This is a genomic window from Arthrobacter sp. Soil_C_60 (genome assembly GCF_057656375.1).
In genome coordinates this window covers 1-14,750 of sequence record NZ_JBDGKM010000021.1, presented here as the reverse complement: position 1 = coordinate 14,750, position 14,750 = coordinate 1, and the positions used below count along the sequence as shown (strand labels likewise).

At 62.6% G+C, this 14,750-nt stretch carries 13 protein-coding genes; 4 read left to right on the top strand and 9 right to left on the bottom strand.

Going from position 1 to position 14,750, the window contains the following annotated elements; genetic code table 11:
- Positions 1 to 151: 151 nt before the first annotated feature.
- Positions 152 to 835: a GntR family transcriptional regulator gene (locus AC3A4M_RS22720; RefSeq protein ID WP_498738886.1), complete on the bottom strand. Its 684-nt coding sequence runs from the start codon at positions 833 to 835 to the stop codon at positions 152 to 154.
- Positions 836 to 1,306: 471 nt separating this feature from the next.
- Here AC3A4M_RS22720 and AC3A4M_RS22715 point away from each other — a divergent pair, with 471 nt between their 5' ends.
- From AC3A4M_RS22715 to allB, 3 genes are read left to right on the top strand one after another with little or no spacing between them, the layout of a single operon-like run.
- Positions 1,307 to 2,791 carry an NCS1 family nucleobase:cation symporter-1 gene (locus tag AC3A4M_RS22715; RefSeq protein WP_498738884.1) on the top strand — a complete coding sequence of 495 codons (1,485 nt, stop codon included), beginning with the start codon at positions 1,307 to 1,309 and terminating at the stop codon, positions 2,789 to 2,791.
- A 45-nt stretch (positions 2,792 to 2,836) separates the two neighbouring features.
- Positions 2,837 to 3,583: an aspartate/glutamate racemase family protein gene (locus AC3A4M_RS22710; protein ID WP_498730540.1), complete on the top strand. Its 747-nt coding sequence runs from the start codon at positions 2,837 to 2,839 to the stop codon at positions 3,581 to 3,583.
- Between the two features lie 51 nt (positions 3,584 to 3,634).
- Positions 3,635 to 5,017: an allantoinase AllB gene (allB, locus tag AC3A4M_RS22705; RefSeq protein WP_498738882.1), complete on the top strand. Its 1,383-nt coding sequence runs from the start codon at positions 3,635 to 3,637 to the stop codon at positions 5,015 to 5,017.
- A 214-nt stretch (positions 5,018 to 5,231) separates the two neighbouring features.
- Here allB and AC3A4M_RS22700 read toward each other — a convergent pair whose 3' ends face one another.
- Complete coding sequence (locus tag AC3A4M_RS22700; protein ID WP_498738880.1) at positions 5,232 to 5,501, bottom strand: type II toxin-antitoxin system Phd/YefM family antitoxin; 270 nt, start codon at positions 5,499 to 5,501, stop codon at positions 5,232 to 5,234.
- A 232-nt stretch (positions 5,502 to 5,733) separates the two neighbouring features.
- Between AC3A4M_RS22700 and AC3A4M_RS22695 the strand changes: the two genes are divergently transcribed.
- On the top strand, positions 5,734 to 5,883 hold the full coding sequence (locus AC3A4M_RS22695) for a hypothetical protein (protein WP_498738878.1): 150 nt from the start codon (positions 5,734 to 5,736) through the stop codon (positions 5,881 to 5,883).
- 100 nt (positions 5,884 to 5,983) lie between these two features.
- On the opposite strand, the gene AC3A4M_RS22690 is transcribed toward AC3A4M_RS22695, so the two are convergent.
- The 7 genes from AC3A4M_RS22690 to phnD form a co-directional block, all read right to left on the bottom strand.
- On the bottom strand, positions 5,984 to 7,315 hold the full coding sequence (locus tag AC3A4M_RS22690; RefSeq protein WP_498738877.1) for a hypothetical protein: 1,332 nt from the start codon (positions 7,313 to 7,315) through the stop codon (positions 5,984 to 5,986).
- A gap of 14 nt (positions 7,316 to 7,329) precedes the next feature.
- Positions 7,330 to 8,748 carry an alpha/beta fold hydrolase domain-containing protein gene (locus AC3A4M_RS22685; protein WP_498738875.1) on the bottom strand — a complete coding sequence of 473 codons (1,419 nt, stop codon included), beginning with the start codon at positions 8,746 to 8,748 and terminating at the stop codon, positions 7,330 to 7,332.
- Between the two features lie 107 nt (positions 8,749 to 8,855).
- Positions 8,856 to 9,773, bottom strand: a complete 918-nt coding sequence (locus AC3A4M_RS22680; RefSeq protein WP_498738873.1) for a PaaX family transcriptional regulator — start codon at positions 9,771 to 9,773, stop codon at positions 8,856 to 8,858.
- Positions 9,770 to 10,849 carry a cytochrome P450 gene (locus tag AC3A4M_RS22675; RefSeq protein ID WP_498738871.1) on the bottom strand — a complete coding sequence of 360 codons (1,080 nt, stop codon included), beginning with the start codon at positions 10,847 to 10,849 and terminating at the stop codon, positions 9,770 to 9,772. The genes AC3A4M_RS22680 and AC3A4M_RS22675 overlap by 4 nt, the downstream gene beginning before the upstream one ends.
- Before the next feature lie 200 nt (positions 10,850 to 11,049).
- Positions 11,050 to 12,693, bottom strand: a complete 1,644-nt coding sequence (phnE, locus tag AC3A4M_RS22670; protein WP_498738869.1) for a phosphonate ABC transporter, permease protein PhnE — start codon at positions 12,691 to 12,693, stop codon at positions 11,050 to 11,052.
- A complete protein-coding gene (phnC, locus tag AC3A4M_RS22665; RefSeq protein ID WP_498738868.1) occupies positions 12,686 to 13,498 on the bottom strand; it encodes a phosphonate ABC transporter ATP-binding protein in 813 nt (270 codons plus the stop codon). Before phnC ends, phnE begins: the two co-directional genes overlap by 8 nt.
- A gap of 38 nt (positions 13,499 to 13,536) precedes the next feature.
- Positions 13,537 to 14,526: a phosphate/phosphite/phosphonate ABC transporter substrate-binding protein gene (gene phnD / locus AC3A4M_RS22660; RefSeq protein WP_498738866.1), complete on the bottom strand. Its 990-nt coding sequence runs from the start codon at positions 14,524 to 14,526 to the stop codon at positions 13,537 to 13,539.
- Positions 14,527 to 14,750 lie beyond the last annotated feature (224 nt).

Genomic DNA, 14,750 nt, shown 5'->3' with positions numbered 1-14,750 from the left:
CTCCTGATGCGCTTCGACCGGTGCGATTGCCATACCTCCACGCTATAGAACACGTCTTCGAATAGCACGGAAAAAGCGGCAATGTGGAGGACAAGTGGCCGGCACGCATGATGTTGTCGGCTGTCCTGCTTGTGGTCGGTCACAAGGAGCTTCAGGAGTTCTGCCGTTGCTGTTCCTGCAGGGCCCTGCGGTAATCGTCGGGGAACTGGGAGTGGTATTTCTCAACATGGTGTGCGGACTGCGCGGCTGCCTGCTCCGGATCGCCGCTGGCAATGGCTGCCCAGAGTTCGCGGTGTTCCTCGATTAGTTCGGGCAGGTCGGTGGCATAGCGGAGCAGCCAGTTCATCCGCCCCTGCAGGGGTTCCAGGGCGGTCCGTAGGAAGTCATTGTCCGCAATCCGGGTAATTTCCTGGTGGAACGCGCTGTTGGTGCGGAGGGCTTCAAGCAGTGAGCCCTTTGCGAAGTGGCGTTCGGCGTCGTCGAGGTAGCCTTTCAGTCGGTCCAGGTCTGCAGGGGTCGCGCGGACCGCCGCGAGCCGGCAGGCCAGTACTTCGAGGGAGTGCCGGACGGCAAAGAGGTCTTCGACATCTTTCTCGCTCAGGCTGCTCACTTCCGCGCCGCGGGCCCCGCGGTCGCTCACCAGGCCTTCCTGGCGGAGCATCCGCAGTGCCTCGCGGACCGGAAGGCGGGAGACGTGGAACTCTGCGGCGAGGTCGCGTTCCACCAATGGGGTGCCGGGGACGTAGCGGCCTTCGAAAATCCTCGAACGGACCGCATCGCGCACAGTATCCCGCAGTGGCTTGTCCTTTTCGGAGGTTCCACCCGTGCGACTCATCGTTTTCTCCATTCGATCTCCGGAACCGCAACGCGGGGCCCGAGCGGTTGGGGCGGGAATCAAGCCTCCCGACCGCAGAAAGCGTTTCGGAATCTCCACTTGGGATCCCAAAATCTTAGTGGCACCGCCGATCGCGGTCAAACAAGTCTTGGGCTTCCTGCACATGCCGAAGTGCCGACTCCAGCTAGCGCTCAAACGAACAACGACGGCGGCCGCCGCCTTCCGTCCGACGTCCCGTTTGCCGTCGTGCGCACTGCCACTGCGCCCCTGCCCGGCGGCGGGCTCAATCCGCTTTCCGGCCTTGAATCGCGGCGGTTTTGGGCTTTATTCACATACCAACGCCGTGATCCCGCGGCAGCCCGTCGACGGGGCATTGACTGAGGCCTCCGGATCCTTGACTGTGATTGGTGTCACCCCTAACCTTATTTCAATTCCTGAAAACACTTTTCCGCTCTATGAAAACAGGTAGAAATGACTGCACTACAGGACCAGAGGTCAGCGTCGACCGCACTGCCCCTGAGCACCCGCCTCTACAACGAGGATCTGGCGCCCACCAAAAAGGCAGGCCGGACGTGGTCGGCCTACAACATTTTCACGTTGTGGGCCAATGACGTCCACAGCCTCGGCAACTACGCCTTCGCCATCGGGCTCTTCGCCCTGGGGCTGGGAGCGTGGCAGATCCTGCTGGCATTCCTTGTCGGCGCGGTCCTGCTCTTCCTGCTCCTGAGCCTCTCAGGCTTCATGGGGGAGAAGACGGGCGTTCCCTTCCCGGTCATGAGCCGCATAGCCTTCGGTATCCACGGCGCGCAGCTTGCCGCCGTTGCCCGTGGCGGCGTGGCCATCGCCTGGTTCGGCGTCCAGACCTACCTGGCTTCCGTGGTCCTGCGGGTGATGCTGACGGCCATGTTCCCCGGGCTGGCGCCGCTGGACACCAACAACTTCCTCGGCATGTCCACTCTCGGCTGGATCTCCTTCGTGGCGCTCTGGATCCTGCAGGTCATCATTGTCAGCTTCGGCATGGAAATGATCCGCAAGTACGAGGCCTTCGCCGGCCCCGTCATCCTCGTCACCATGCTGGCCATCGCCATCTGGATGTTCATCGAGGCCGGCGGCTCCATCGCCCTCTCCACCAATGAAAGCCTGACCGGTGGCGAGATGTGGCGGCAGATCTTCGTAGGCGGCGCCCTCTGGATCGCCATCTACGGCACGTTCGTGCTGAATTTCTGCGACTTCACCCGCTCGGCCACCAGCAAAAAGGCCATCACCCGCGGCAACTTCGTCGGCATCCCGCTGAACATGCTCTTCTTCGGCGCCATCGTCGTCGTTCTTGCCGGTGCGCAGTTCAAGATCAACGGGCAGATCATCGAGAGCCCGTCCGACATTGTGCAGACCATCCCCAACACTTTCTTCCTGGTGCTGGCCTGCCTCGCGCTGCTGGTGCTCACCGTGGCCGTGAACCTGATGGCCAACTTCGTGGCACCGATCTACATGTTCACCAACCTCTTCCCGCGCCGCCTGAACTTCCGCTCGGCCGCCATTGTCAGCGCCGTCATCGGCCTGGTCATCCTGCCCTGGAACCTCTACAACAACCCGGTAGTGATCGTGTACTTCCTGGGCGGCCTCGGCGCTATCCTCGGCCCCATCTTCGGCGTCATCATGGCCGATTACTGGATCATCCGCAAGGCGCAGATCAACGTCCCGGACCTGTACACCGAGGCCCGGAACGGCGAGTACCACTACAAGCGCGGCGTCAACCCGCGGGCCATCATCGCCCTGGTTCCGGCCGCCGTCATCGCCATCGTGCTGGCCCTGGCGCCTGCCTTCAGCGCCGTCGCCGGGTTCTCCTGGTTCTTCGGCGCCGGCCTGGCCGCGGTGTTCTACCTGATCGTGGCCGACCGCAAGGCTCGCTTCCGCGACGTCGACGGCGAAGCACTCGCCGTCGCCAGCGCCCACTAACCGTTCACTAACAACGACCAATCCCTATCCAGCAGGAGTATTACTGTGCGCATCCTCGTCGTGAATGTGAACACCACCGAGTCCATGACCGAAGCCATCGGCCGGCAGGCAGCCGCCGTGGCCTCGCCGGGAACCGAGATCGTCCCGCTGACCCCGCTCTTCGGCGCGGACTCAGTCGAAGGCAACTATGAAAGCTACCTGGCCGCCATCGCCGTGATGGAAACGGTCCGCAACTACCCGGAACCGTTCGACGCCGTCATCCAGGCCGGCTACGGCGAACACGGCCGCGAGGGGCTCCAGGAAATCCTGGACGTCCCGGTCGTCGACATCACCGAGGCCGCGGCCAGCACCGCGCAGTTCCTCGGTCACAAGTACTCCGTGGTGACCACTCTGGACCGCACAGTCCCGCTGATCGAGGACCGGCTCAAGCTGGCCGGGCTCGACGCCCGCTGCGCTTCCGTCCGCGCCAGCGGCATGGCCGTCCTCGATCTGGAACTGGATCCGGACGCGGCCGTCAATGCCATCGTCGCGGAAGCCGCAATCGCCGTCGAGCAGGACAAGGCGGAAGTGATCTGCCTAGGTTGCGGCGGCATGGCCGGCCTCACCGAGCGCGTAATCGAGCGGACCGGAGTGCCCGTTGTCGACGGCGTTGCTGCCGCCGTCACGATCGCGGAATCCCTGGTTCGGATGGGACTAACGACGTCGAAAATCCGCACCTATGCGCCGCCGCGGCCTAAAACCTTCAAGAACTGGCCGCTGAGCTCCGTCCCGGTACTCGCCGGCCAAGCCTAACCAGCAGCCCGAACTACGTACCCGACCTACTCACAGGATTGCAGAACCACCATGACAGAAACCATCAGCCGTCCCGACTCCGCACCCGCCGGCTCCGCCACCGCCTATGACCTGGTCATCCGCGGCAACCGGATCATGACTACCGCCGGCGAAGTTGCCCGGGAAGTCGGCATCCGGGACGGAAAGATCGTCGCCATCGAGCCGCTGGGCAACAACCTGGAAGGCGCGGAGGTCATCGAGCTCTCCGCCGAGGAAGTCCTGCTCCCGGGACTCGTGGACACCCACGTCCACGTCAACGAGCCCGGCCGCACCGAATGGGAAGGCTTCGCCTCCGCCACCCGCGCAGCTGCCGCCGGCGGCGTCACCACCATCATCGACATGCCTCTGAACTCCATTCCGCCGACCGTCAACGTTGACGCGCTCGAGCAGAAGCGGGCGGCGGCACGCGAGCAGGCCTTCGTGGACGTCGGCTTCTGGGGCGGCGCCATCCCCGGCAACCAGGGCGACCTGCGCGGCCTGCATGACGAGGGCGTCTTCGGCTTCAAGTGCTTCCTGCTCCACTCCGGCGTGGACGAATTTCCGCACTTGGAAGCGGACGAGATGGAATCGGACATGGCCGTCCTGAAAACCTTCGACTCCATCATGATCGTGCACGCGGAGGACTCCCGCGCCATCGACCGCGCGCCCACCGCCGAGGGCGACCACTACGACAAGTTCCTGGCCTCCCGCCCCCGCGGCGCCGAGAACGTTGCCATCGCCGAGGTCATCGAACGCGCCCGCTGGACTGGCGCCCGCGCCCACGTGCTGCACCTGTCCTCCTCGGACGCGCTGCCGATGATTGCTTCGGCAAAGCGCGACGGCGTCCGCATCACCGCCGAGACGTGCCCGCACTACCTCACGCTCATCGCCGAGGAGATCCCCAACGGCGCCACCGCGTACAAGTGCTGCCCGCCCATCCGCGAGGCTGGCAACCGCGAACTGCTGTGGGAAGGTCTGCTGGACGGAACGATCGACTGCATCGTCTCGGACCACTCGCCCAGCACCCTGGACCTGAAGGACCTTGAGAACGGTGACTTCGCCGTCGCCTGGGGCGGTGTCTCCTCGCTCCAGCTCGGCCTGTCGCTGATCTGGACCGAAGCCCGCCGCCGCGGCATCACCCTGGACAAGGTCATCGACTGGATGTCCACCAAGCCGGCCGCACTGGCAGGCCTGAACTCCAAGGGAAAGCTCGCGCTAGGGTACGACGCCGACCTGTCCATCTTCGCGCCGGACGAGTCCTACGTAGTGGATCCCGCCAAGCTCCACCACAAGAACCCCATCACCGCCTACGCGCAGAAGCCGCTCTCCGGAGTGGTCCGCAAGACCTACCTGCGCGGACAGCAGATCGACAACCAGACCCCGGCAGGACAGTTGCTCCGCCGCGGCATGGCCTGATCCAATCCACTAGGGGCGGCTGCTGTACAGCGAAGTCCAGCAGCCGCCCCGACACCACGAAAGGCAACAAGTCCCATGAGCAGCTCCACGGCGAGTACCCTGATCAACACGTTTGCCGTCGGCGACGACGGCACTGCGAGCTGTGAGGATTCCACTTGCCTCTACTGCAACGGCCCGGAGACGGACTGATCCTGCGGCCGCCCCGGCGAAAGGATCAGCGGTCCCCGCGGAGATCGTCGAGTATGTCCTCGCTGGTTTCATCCAGCCGGGTTCTGGCAAGCAGGGTGAAGTCCACCGGTCCCGCAGACGCGGCAGGACGGACGGCGCCCTGGGGCAGCAGCCGTTCAAAGGGTGACGACGACGGCGGGATGAGCGTCGCCGCTACCTTGCCCTTGATTGTCACGTCGATGATCTCCCCGCTTCTGACGCGCTCAAGGACTTCGCTGGTGTTGCTGCGAAGCTGACGATGGGGAACGGTAGTCATGATTGACACCTCCGTAGCGGGGGTAGTAACTGTAGCAAATCCGCCGAACCGTGGCTCAGCCGACAACATCGGAACAGGCCGCACTGCGACGTGCAGCAACCGCCTCCGGCTTCCCACCGTTCAGGTTTCCTAACCGGTACCGGTCGAAAACATTCGCTGTACCTGATGCGAGGTCACCGGCATGCTGGACTATGGAACTTGCACCCAATTCAAAGGCTAGAAAGGCACCCACATGAGCAACTCAACGGCGAGTACTCTGATCACCACTTCGGCGGCCAGCAACGGTCCGGCCCGTCTCTTCAATGCCGACGCCATCGGTCCGTACGATGCAAGCTGCACAGACGTCACTTGCCTCTACTGCAACGGTCCAGAGACCGACTAAACAGCGGGACTGTGAGATGTTGAAGGGGCTGAACTCGGTTTCAAGACCGGGCACAGCCCCTTCAAAGCGCAGATTACAGCCGTCGCCGACGTCTATACGCTTACTCAGCCGGAACGTAGGAGTCCCAGTTCCGCACATCCCATGGACGCCCGGGAAGTGCCGGATGAGGCGTCGTGAAGCGAGTTGTTCCCAGTTCGATCGTTGTCGCCTCCTGTGCTGCCTCGGCTGTTCTAGCGAGAGAGCGTGGAGACGTTGAGGCCCAATGGCCATTCTCTATGCGGTCTGCCACGGTTTTGATGGCTGTAATTTGTTCAGCTGTTGAGAAGGTGCAATGTCCGTCCGCGCCGACGAATGTTTGACGGAGATTGCGGTTGTCCCCGGTTGCACGTACTGCGTCTGCATATGCCTTCTCCTCTGCAGTGGCACCCGCGGGATCTCCCGTGGTGTGCAGCGACAGGACCGGCACTTCGAGGTTGCCCGTGAAGGTCGCCAAGCGTTCCACTGTGCTGACAGCGGTCGGGGCGGCGGTGATACGAGGTGCATTTGCCAGGGTCTGGAGATCGGCTTCCAGATCAGCACCGGCTTCACGATAGGCGAGTTGAACCTCGGACCAGCGACCGGAAGCCTTGAGTTCCTTCCGGTAATCAACACCGTCGTTCCAAGAGAACGAACCACCGATCGTTTGCTCGAAGCCTGCCCGAACACCGATGCCCAGTGCGAACGGCATTGCGTCCGTGTATTCCGCGATCCGTTTGTCCAGATTGGCCGCGGGAACGTCCTCGCCCGTTTCCGCATCGACGGCCGGGATTTTGCTCAGCGCTGCAGCAAGGACAATGCGCGCCTGCCCATGGTTGGTGGCTGACGCAGTGGAGACCAGATCATTCATGGCCGCTTGTTCGCGGCGCTCATCCTGAATTCGGGTTATGCTCATCTGCGAATCCGGGTCGACCAGCTCCCGCAGGGCGAAGGCGCTGTCCAGCTTTGTGTTCCACATGCTGATGGCTCCTGCCCCACCGCCGCACATGGGAACGGACCCGTCCAGCCAAGCCGGGGTGGCGTCCGTGACAATTCGGGTGACCAGGCCGCCCTGGGAACGGCCGCTCAGAATGACCGTGTCGGGGGTTCCGGCGGTTTCGCTGAAGATCTCTACGGCGGACGAAGCGTTGTTCCGGTCTTGGGCCAGGTTCCAGTTGTCGCTGAGCTCGTAACCGATGATTCCGTACCCCTGCTCGCCCAGCCATTGCGGGACACCTCCCGTCAACTCTTCACGCCCGGGCATGACGATTGTGGTGCCGTTCCAACCGGCCGGCCGGATCAGCGAGTAGGGCGTCCCATCGGGTAGGTGTCCCTGTTCGCTTAAGCTGCTGCTGTCCGCCACTCCGGCTGTCATCGTACAGGTGAACGGTACAGCCAGAGCGGTAATCAACATCATGCGGGCAGTCTTGTTCACAGCTGTCCGTCCTTTCCATGGTTGGCAACCATCGCCGGTTCTGCTTCCGCCCGAGTCATCCTGTGTGGCTTATTGGCTGCGAATCCGGCACTGCCAAGGTCCGCCTGTGTGTCAGCCGCGATTTCGGCGGCCAGCTTATTCAGGGCGCCGGGGGTTGCAGCGTTGCGCCATGTTCCGCTGTCGAGCCGCTGCTGGAGAGTTGTGAGTGCTGCCGCAATCTCAGCCCCGGTGTAGTCGCAGTGCCCGGGACGATCGACAAAGGCTTGGCGCAATAGGTCGTTATTGCCGTTGCTGCGGACCCGGTCTTCGTAGGTGCGCGCCTGGGTGACCGTCGGCGCGGTGTCTCCGGTTTCGTGCAGGGTCAAGACTGGCGCCGCAATGTCCCCGGTGGGCGTTGCGTTCGTCTGCATGTAGCGGACGGCCGATGGATCGGCGCTGATGCGTGGGGCACTTTCGAGCTGTGCCAAATCGTCCTCCAGATTTGCGTCCGTTTCCGCGTACAGAGCCTTCACCAGTTCTGCTGTTCCTGAATGGTTGAGCTGGCGGGAATAGTCGACGCCGGTGTTCCAGGAGAAGTTTCCTCCCGCCCTCGCTTCCAGCGGCTCTCTCGGGGAGACGACGGCGAACATGAACGCCTTGTACTGCTGGAGTTGCTGTGCTGCGAAGTCCTTGGTGTCGGGGCGCGCGTCAGAGGCCTGCGTCCAGGTCGGAAGCTGTGCCATTGAGGCCGCCAAGGAGATGCGCGCCCGCCCCTCCGGGGTTCGCTGCGCCTCGTTGAGCACTTCCTGGAAGGCTGCCCTGCGTTCGCTCTCGTTGGTCACGTTGACCAGTTCCAGCCGATCGTCATTCGGGGCCAGAAGGGTCTTGAGCACGAACGAAGCGTCCAGACCTTGGTTCAACATGGGGATGGCTCCGGCAACCGATCCGCACATAGGAAGGCCGCCGTCGAACTCGGTCGGGTACTTCTCAAGAAGGGCTGCGGAGGTGAGGCCACCCATTGAATTTCCCCAGGCGATAACGTGCTCCGGCTGACCGAGCTTTTTGCTGGCCACCTGAACAGCGTCCCGCTGGTCACGCAACAGGTCTTCAACTGCCCACCCATTGGTGGTCGGCTTCGATCCGGCAAGGGCGTATCCCTCTTCGAGCAGCCAGTCATGGATGGCACCTGAAGGACCACCGGCGGCTTCTCCACCAGCAGGGCCACCGATGTACCCGGGGCTCCACACCAAAAGTGTCCCGTTCCAATCACTGGGGGTTTCGATCACATAGCGGGCGCCGCTGGGAAGATTTCCACGGGCCACGCCGTTGCTGGAAACGGCCGCGCTGGCAGCCGCTTCCTGGGCTGGTGCAATCAATAACGGGGAGGAGAGGAGGGACGCTGCAGACAGGGCGGCAGCGAGCTTTATGGGGATCATGAACAGATTCCTTTCGTACCTTCAACTTTGAAGGCAGGTTTGTTGCGAGCGAACAAGGAACTGTGGCCTACTCTGCGAGGGTGGGAGGCAAGGCCGGTCAGATGGGGTTAGTTGGTGGTAAGCAAGGACGCCCAGTTGGCAAAGGTGTGGTGGTTGACGAGGTCTGCAAGGGTGGAATCGTTGGCCGCTATGATCCGTCGAAATTTCGCTTCCGCCTCTGGCCCCAAGGAGTCGTAGAGGGCGGCGCAACATTCGTATGCCCGGGTCCCCGGCCAGTCTGCTCCCAGCAGTTGACGCGGCAGCTGTGGATCGATGCTCACCAAGGCACGCCACTCGCTCATCAACCGCGTCCTGACCAACAGGGCATCCTGGCCACTAGCGTCGTCTCCGGCCAGAGCATCACCGCCTGGCTCCCAGCGCTGGATGAACGTAGTATACGCATCCCGGACCGGGCTCAGCTCGAAGGCCGTTTCGACCATTCCTTCTTCGGAAGCACCCGGGACTTTGGCGGCACTGAAGACCGTCAAATGAGAGATTCCTGTGGCTTCCCCCAGGTGCTGCGCCGCCTCAACGTGGTGGCCAGGGCGGATCCAGAGTGCGTCATACAGGTTTCCGAAATGTGCCGCGCGGAGCCCTTCCCGAAACGTCCGCCGCGCTGCCTTCTCATCCTCAGGAACTGAATAGGCAACAATTGTCCAAGTGCCGTCCCAGGAGTCGGTTGCAGGAGGGGCAAAGATGTATTGGACGTGACGGTCCAAGGCTTCGCGGCTTCGTGGAGTTACGGCATAAGCCGTTTCCCTTCCGCTCTTGGCCGATACCAAAAAGCCTCGCTGGGCCAGGCGTTGAATAGCCGCACGTGCCCCGGCCGCAGTGATACCAAATTCGGACATCAGTTGCACCAGCGCGGCTGAAGGAATGTGCTCTCGCCGTGCGAACCAATAGTCGCCCAGAAGCGTCGTCAACAAACGTTGCGGACGTGCGCCCTGCTGGAAGCGTGGCAGGCTGGGCTCGGCTTCTGCAGTCATAGGGAGATTATGTCACCGGCCTTCTGGGTGGATTCCAGTTGGAGCGGGACACTGCGCGGGCCATACTCCAGCCAGTTCATCATTTCCACTTCTCCTGCCAACCTGAAGGACGCGGTTGCGGACAGGAGGGCTTCAAGGGCGATTAGCAGTTCTGTGCGGCCCATCGAAGCGGCGGGGCAGCGGTGGGCGCCCCGGCCGAAAGCCAGGTGCCGGTTCGCCGGCCGCTTGAGGATGAATTCATCCGGGTGTTCAAACACGGTTTCATCCCTGTTTGCAGAGGGGAAGATCAGCGCTATGGGTTCACCCGCGGCAATCTCGCGACCCGAGAGCTGGACGTCCTTCGTGGCTGTGCGGGCGAACACCCGGTAGGGGGCGTAGAGGCGAAGGAATTCTTCAATTGCGGCAGGAAGCTCTTCGGGATGGTTCCGGAGGTGGTCCTGCAGGCCCGGGTTCTGCGCCAGATGGACTATGCAGCTGCCCAGAACGGCTTGCGGGGCACCCATGCCGGCTACGATCATCTGGCGAATGGTGGCGATGGCCGACAGTTCTGTGATGTGGTTTTCCGGGTCGAGTGCAGCCAAATGGAGTCCGGCAGCCAGATCCGTTTCCGGGTCGGCCCCGGCGGCGATCCTGTCCTGGTAGATTTGCTCAGCAATTTCGTACAACTCAGCACTCGCCTCGCCTATAACGGCGTCGTTCATTTCCTGGATGGCGAAGGAGTAGCGCACACCAATTTCCCGGACTCGGACAGCCAGCTCGGAGGGGACCCCGAGGAACGCGGCAAAGCAGTCCGCAACGTAGGGCATGGCGAAGTCGCCGCAGTACTCCGGGTTCTCGCTCGCCAGCAGGTTCCCGATGAGTTCCTTGGCGCTGCGCCGGAAGGCGTCTTCGTGGTTGCGCACAGCTGATCGCCGCAGGACCGGATCGATGATGTCCCGGTAGGCGTCGTGCTCCGGCGGATCAAAGTGCAGGGGCGGCCGCCGGCTGGACCTCGGTACGTGGGGGACCACGTTCTGGATCGAGGTGATGAATGTTTCCGAGTCGCGCGTGACCTGCATGACGTCGTCGTAAGTCATTGCTGCCCAGAATCCCCCGTAAGCGTTGCTCCAGGGGAGCGGATTCGTCTGGCGAAGCCGCGTATAGTCCTGGTGTGCGCTGCCGAATGTCTCCTCAGCGGTTGGATCCCATTCGGATTGGCGGAAGGGACAAGTTCCTGCCGCCTGTGTTTCTGCGGTCACTGTTGGGCCTTTCGTATTTCCTGAAGCGGGGCGAACCATCAGAGGACCCGGCTGCGGATCCACCGCGCGGCGGATTCGATGGCAAGGACCACCACAATCAGGGAGATGAGGATGGCGCTGGTTGTTTCATAGCTGAGTGTCGCCACTGATTCGTGGAGCAGGAAGCCGATTCCGCCCGCCCCGACTATGCCCAGCACGGCAGACTCGCGGAGCGCAAGGTCGGAAGTGAAGAGGCTATTGCCCAGGAACGACGGCACGAACTGTGGCCAGACGCCGCTAATGAAAACCTGCAGCCTGTTTGCACCCGTGGCCTCCAGCGCTTTGAGAGGCGCCGGGTTGAGGTTCTGCAGCGAATCGGTGAAGAATTTGGCGGCCAGCGCAGTACACGAAATGGACAATGCGAGGAATCCGGCGAACGGGCCGAGACCGAGAGCTGCCACGAAGATCAGTGCGTAGATGATGTCCGGGATACCGCGCATGAGGACGGTGAGTCCACGCAGTCCGATAGCTAAGGGGGTTATACGCACCAGCAGATCTGTAGACAGTACCGCGATGACCAGACCGATCAGTACACCCACGGTAGTGGCGGTAACTGCCATGAGGACGCTCTCGAAGACGCCCAGGAAGATGGCCGTGGAGAACTCCGGCGGGAACATGCCTGTGACGAGTTCGACGGCGGACGGCAGGGATCGGGAGATCCGCTCCAGATCTGCTTCAAGAGACCAGAGTGCGTAAAGGAATACCAGCAGCGCGGACGAACCCAGGACCGCCCGTGAGATTCGGGAGCGGTCCCAACCGGGCTGGTGAACGGCACGGCCGGGCACGAAGAGCTGGGAACGGCTGCTCTCCCGCGCGTGTTCGGAGAGTTTTACCTGCAACCGGACCGACACGACCTCCAGGATGAGCAGAACAGCGATGATGACGAGCACGATCCCGGCCGCGCGGGGGTAATTCAGGCTGCCGATCGCGGTCTGCAGGGCAACGCCGATGCCGCCGGCTCCAACGATGCCGAGGATCGCAGAGGCGCGGATGTTGATGTCCAGGCGATAAAGGCCGACGCCGGTAATGGAGGGCAGCGCGCGGGAGAACGTTGTGGCGACGAAAGTCCGCAGCCGCGATGCGCCGGTGGCGCTTACGGCCTCGGAAGCCGTGGGATCCTGTTCCTCAAAGATGTCGGTCATCAGTTTGCCGATCATTCCCACCGAGTGGAAGGCCACGGCCAGGCCGCCGGCCATCGGCCCGAGGCCGAAGATACGGACGAAGATGATGGCGAAGATCAGGGTCGGCACGGCGCGCGTGAGGACGATAACCAGGCGGGCCGCCCATTGGACGACGCGCGGCCCCGTGAATCTGCTGGATGCCGCGGCGGCCAGCGGGATGGACACAATGGTAGCCAGCCCCGTGCCTGCGATGGCTATCAGGAGTGTCTGGACCAGCAGGGTGAGCAGATCCGGGACAGGCCCGGTGGTGGGCGGAACCATCCGGGAGAGCAGCCGCCCAATGTCGCCGAATCCATCCTGCAAGGAGGAAGGGGAGACGCCCATCCACCAGAGGCCGAAGAGGGACGCCCCGACATAAACAGTCGGGATAACCCAGACCGCGATGCTCCTGCGTGGCCGCAACTGTTGCGGCGGAACGGACACGCTGTTCTTTGCCGGCGTCTCGAGGATGCCGCTAAGCATTGCCGTCCCCAGTCGTGGAGTCGGAAGCGTACACGCGGCGGATCATTTCCTCCGTGGTCGCGGCCGTTGGCTGATCCATCATCATCGACCCGTTCTTGAGCGCAACAATCCGGTCAGAGACCTGCAGGGCGAGGTCCACCTGGTGCAGGCTGCACACCACCGTGAAGCCATCCTCGGCGCTGATCCGCTTGAGCATGGACAGCACGGACAGGCTGGCAGCAGGGTCCAAGGACGCCACAGGTTCATCCGCGAGGACAATTTCCGCTTCCTGCATCAGCGTCCGTGCAATTGCCACCCGCTGTTGCTGCCCGCCGGAAAGCGTGTCACAGCGCTGGAACCGCTGGTCGAGCAGACCAACGCGTTCCAAATGCCCGGCCGCCTGTATGCGCAGGCTTTGCGGATAGGTGGAGATGCCGTAGCGAGGAAATTTGAGCCGACCCAGCGTACCCATGAGCACGTTCTCCAGGGCGGTCAGTCGTCCCACGAGACCAAACTGTTGAAACACGAAACCGATCTTGGTGCGCAGAGCCTGAAGTTCCCTCCGGCTACACTCGCTGGGCGTGGTGCCGAGGACGCCCACCATCCCGGTATCGGGATGGTGGATGCCATTGATGAGGCGCAGGAGCGTTGACTTTCCCGCCCCGGACGGTCCCACAAGTGCCACAAACTCACCGGGGGATGCTGAGAGGCTGACGTCTGTCAGAACATGGTTCCCAGCGAAGCTCTTGGCTACGTTCTGCAGGACGATGCTCGGCTCACGCTGTCCCTGCGGTGCAGGTGTGGGGGTGGTATGTACGTTCAGCATGCCTGATCCTAGTGTTGTGGTTGCGGCGTGAGCGCCGGTCACTGCTGTTCCGCCGTGCAGACCTCGGCCTTGGTGATCTCGCAGATCTCGCGGATCGGTTCGTAGGCTTCGTCGTTTGTCCGGATAAAGGCGAACGCTGCCGTGCCGCCCCAGACGCAGGAAGGCTTGCCTGCGAACTCGCCCCAAGTCTCGGGTGCTTCCGTTTCGGCACCTTCGCAGAATCCGTTTTCCGCAGCCGTTACTGCGTCGTACTTCGTTAGTGCCGTGGTGATCTTGGTCTGCAGATCCTCCGGGAGCCAGTTACCCACCACGACCGGCGGCCCGGGGATGACCGGCGAAGTCCAAATCTTGTTTACTTCTCCCGGTTTGAGGACTCCGCGGGCGGGGAGCAGTTCGTCGACGAACGTGGCGGCGGCGAACGCAACGTCGCAGTCTCCCGCCAGGAGCGACGTCACGGCAGTGTCATGACCGCCGGCAAAGATAGCTTCGACGTCGCTCTCGACGTCGATCCCTGCCTCAATAAGGCCGGCAGAAGGAGAGAGGTAGCCAGTGGAGGAAGCGGGATCGGTGAAGCAAACATTCTTGCCTTGCGCATCTTCGAGGCCGGCGATTGCCGGAGTGTCACTCCGGACTATTCCATACGACTCAACGCCGGATTCACCGCCCGGCTGACGCTGATCGACGGCCACCGGGGTCACATCAGCAACGCCGCTGGCCAGATAGTAGCTGAATGCTCCGTAGACAGCGATATCCACCCGCTCGGCCACCTGGGCCTCGACGACGCCCGCATTGCTGCTGACGGCTTCGAACCGGACGGGCAAACCCGTTTCCTTTTCCAGCGCCTTGATGACGGGCGCGAAGGACTCTTCCAGTTCTTGGCTTTCCTCACTGGGAACCGCCGCAAAGACGAGTTCCTGGATGTCGGACGAGTCGTCGCTGCCCCTGGCATTCGGGCTTTGGCCACAGCCTGCGACCAGGGTGCCGACAGCGATGGCGGCGAGGGAAATCTTCAGTGCTTTCCGCATCATGGTTGCGCTTTCTAGGAGTCGTTGCTGTTAGACATCAGTTATATTGCCGATCAAACATAAAACTGCCGCCTATCGTTCCGAGCGAATGGGGCAAGTTCTGTGTGGTGAATCACAAGTGAATCAAGATTCGTTGAGAATGTCAACGGTCCGCGTTGACTCATCAAAGATGCCCGCGTAGCTGCTATCGAAGAATCATTGGATAATGCCCGCGTAGCGGTGTGTCT

Coding starts and splice junctions, on each gene's coding strand:
- phnD (WP_498738866.1), bottom strand. CDS start 14,526: ATGATGCGGAAAGCACTGAAGATTTCCCTCGCCGCCATCGCTGTCGGC.
- AC3A4M_RS22700 (WP_498738880.1), bottom strand. CDS start 5,501: ATGACTACCGTTCCCCATCGTCAGCTTCGCAGCAACACCAGCGAAGTC.
- AC3A4M_RS22715 (WP_498738884.1), top strand. CDS start 1,307: ATGACTGCACTACAGGACCAGAGGTCAGCGTCGACCGCACTGCCCCTG.
- allB (WP_498738882.1), top strand. CDS start 3,635: ATGACAGAAACCATCAGCCGTCCCGACTCCGCACCCGCCGGCTCCGCC.
- AC3A4M_RS22695 (WP_498738878.1), top strand. CDS start 5,734: ATGAGCAACTCAACGGCGAGTACTCTGATCACCACTTCGGCGGCCAGC.
- phnE (WP_498738869.1), bottom strand. CDS start 12,693: ATGCTTAGCGGCATCCTCGAGACGCCGGCAAAGAACAGCGTGTCCGTT.
- AC3A4M_RS22680 (WP_498738873.1), bottom strand. CDS start 9,773: ATGACTGCAGAAGCCGAGCCCAGCCTGCCACGCTTCCAGCAGGGCGCA.
- phnC (WP_498738868.1), bottom strand. CDS start 13,498: ATGCTGAACGTACATACCACCCCCACACCTGCACCGCAGGGACAGCGT.
- AC3A4M_RS22690 (WP_498738877.1), bottom strand. CDS start 7,315: ATGATGTTGATTACCGCTCTGGCTGTACCGTTCACCTGTACGATGACA.
- AC3A4M_RS22685 (WP_498738875.1), bottom strand. CDS start 8,748: ATGATCCCCATAAAGCTCGCTGCCGCCCTGTCTGCAGCGTCCCTCCTC.
- AC3A4M_RS22675 (WP_498738871.1), bottom strand. CDS start 10,849: ATGACTTACGACGACGTCATGCAGGTCACGCGCGACTCGGAAACATTC.
- AC3A4M_RS22720 (WP_498738886.1), bottom strand. CDS start 835: ATGAGTCGCACGGGTGGAACCTCCGAAAAGGACAAGCCACTGCGGGAT.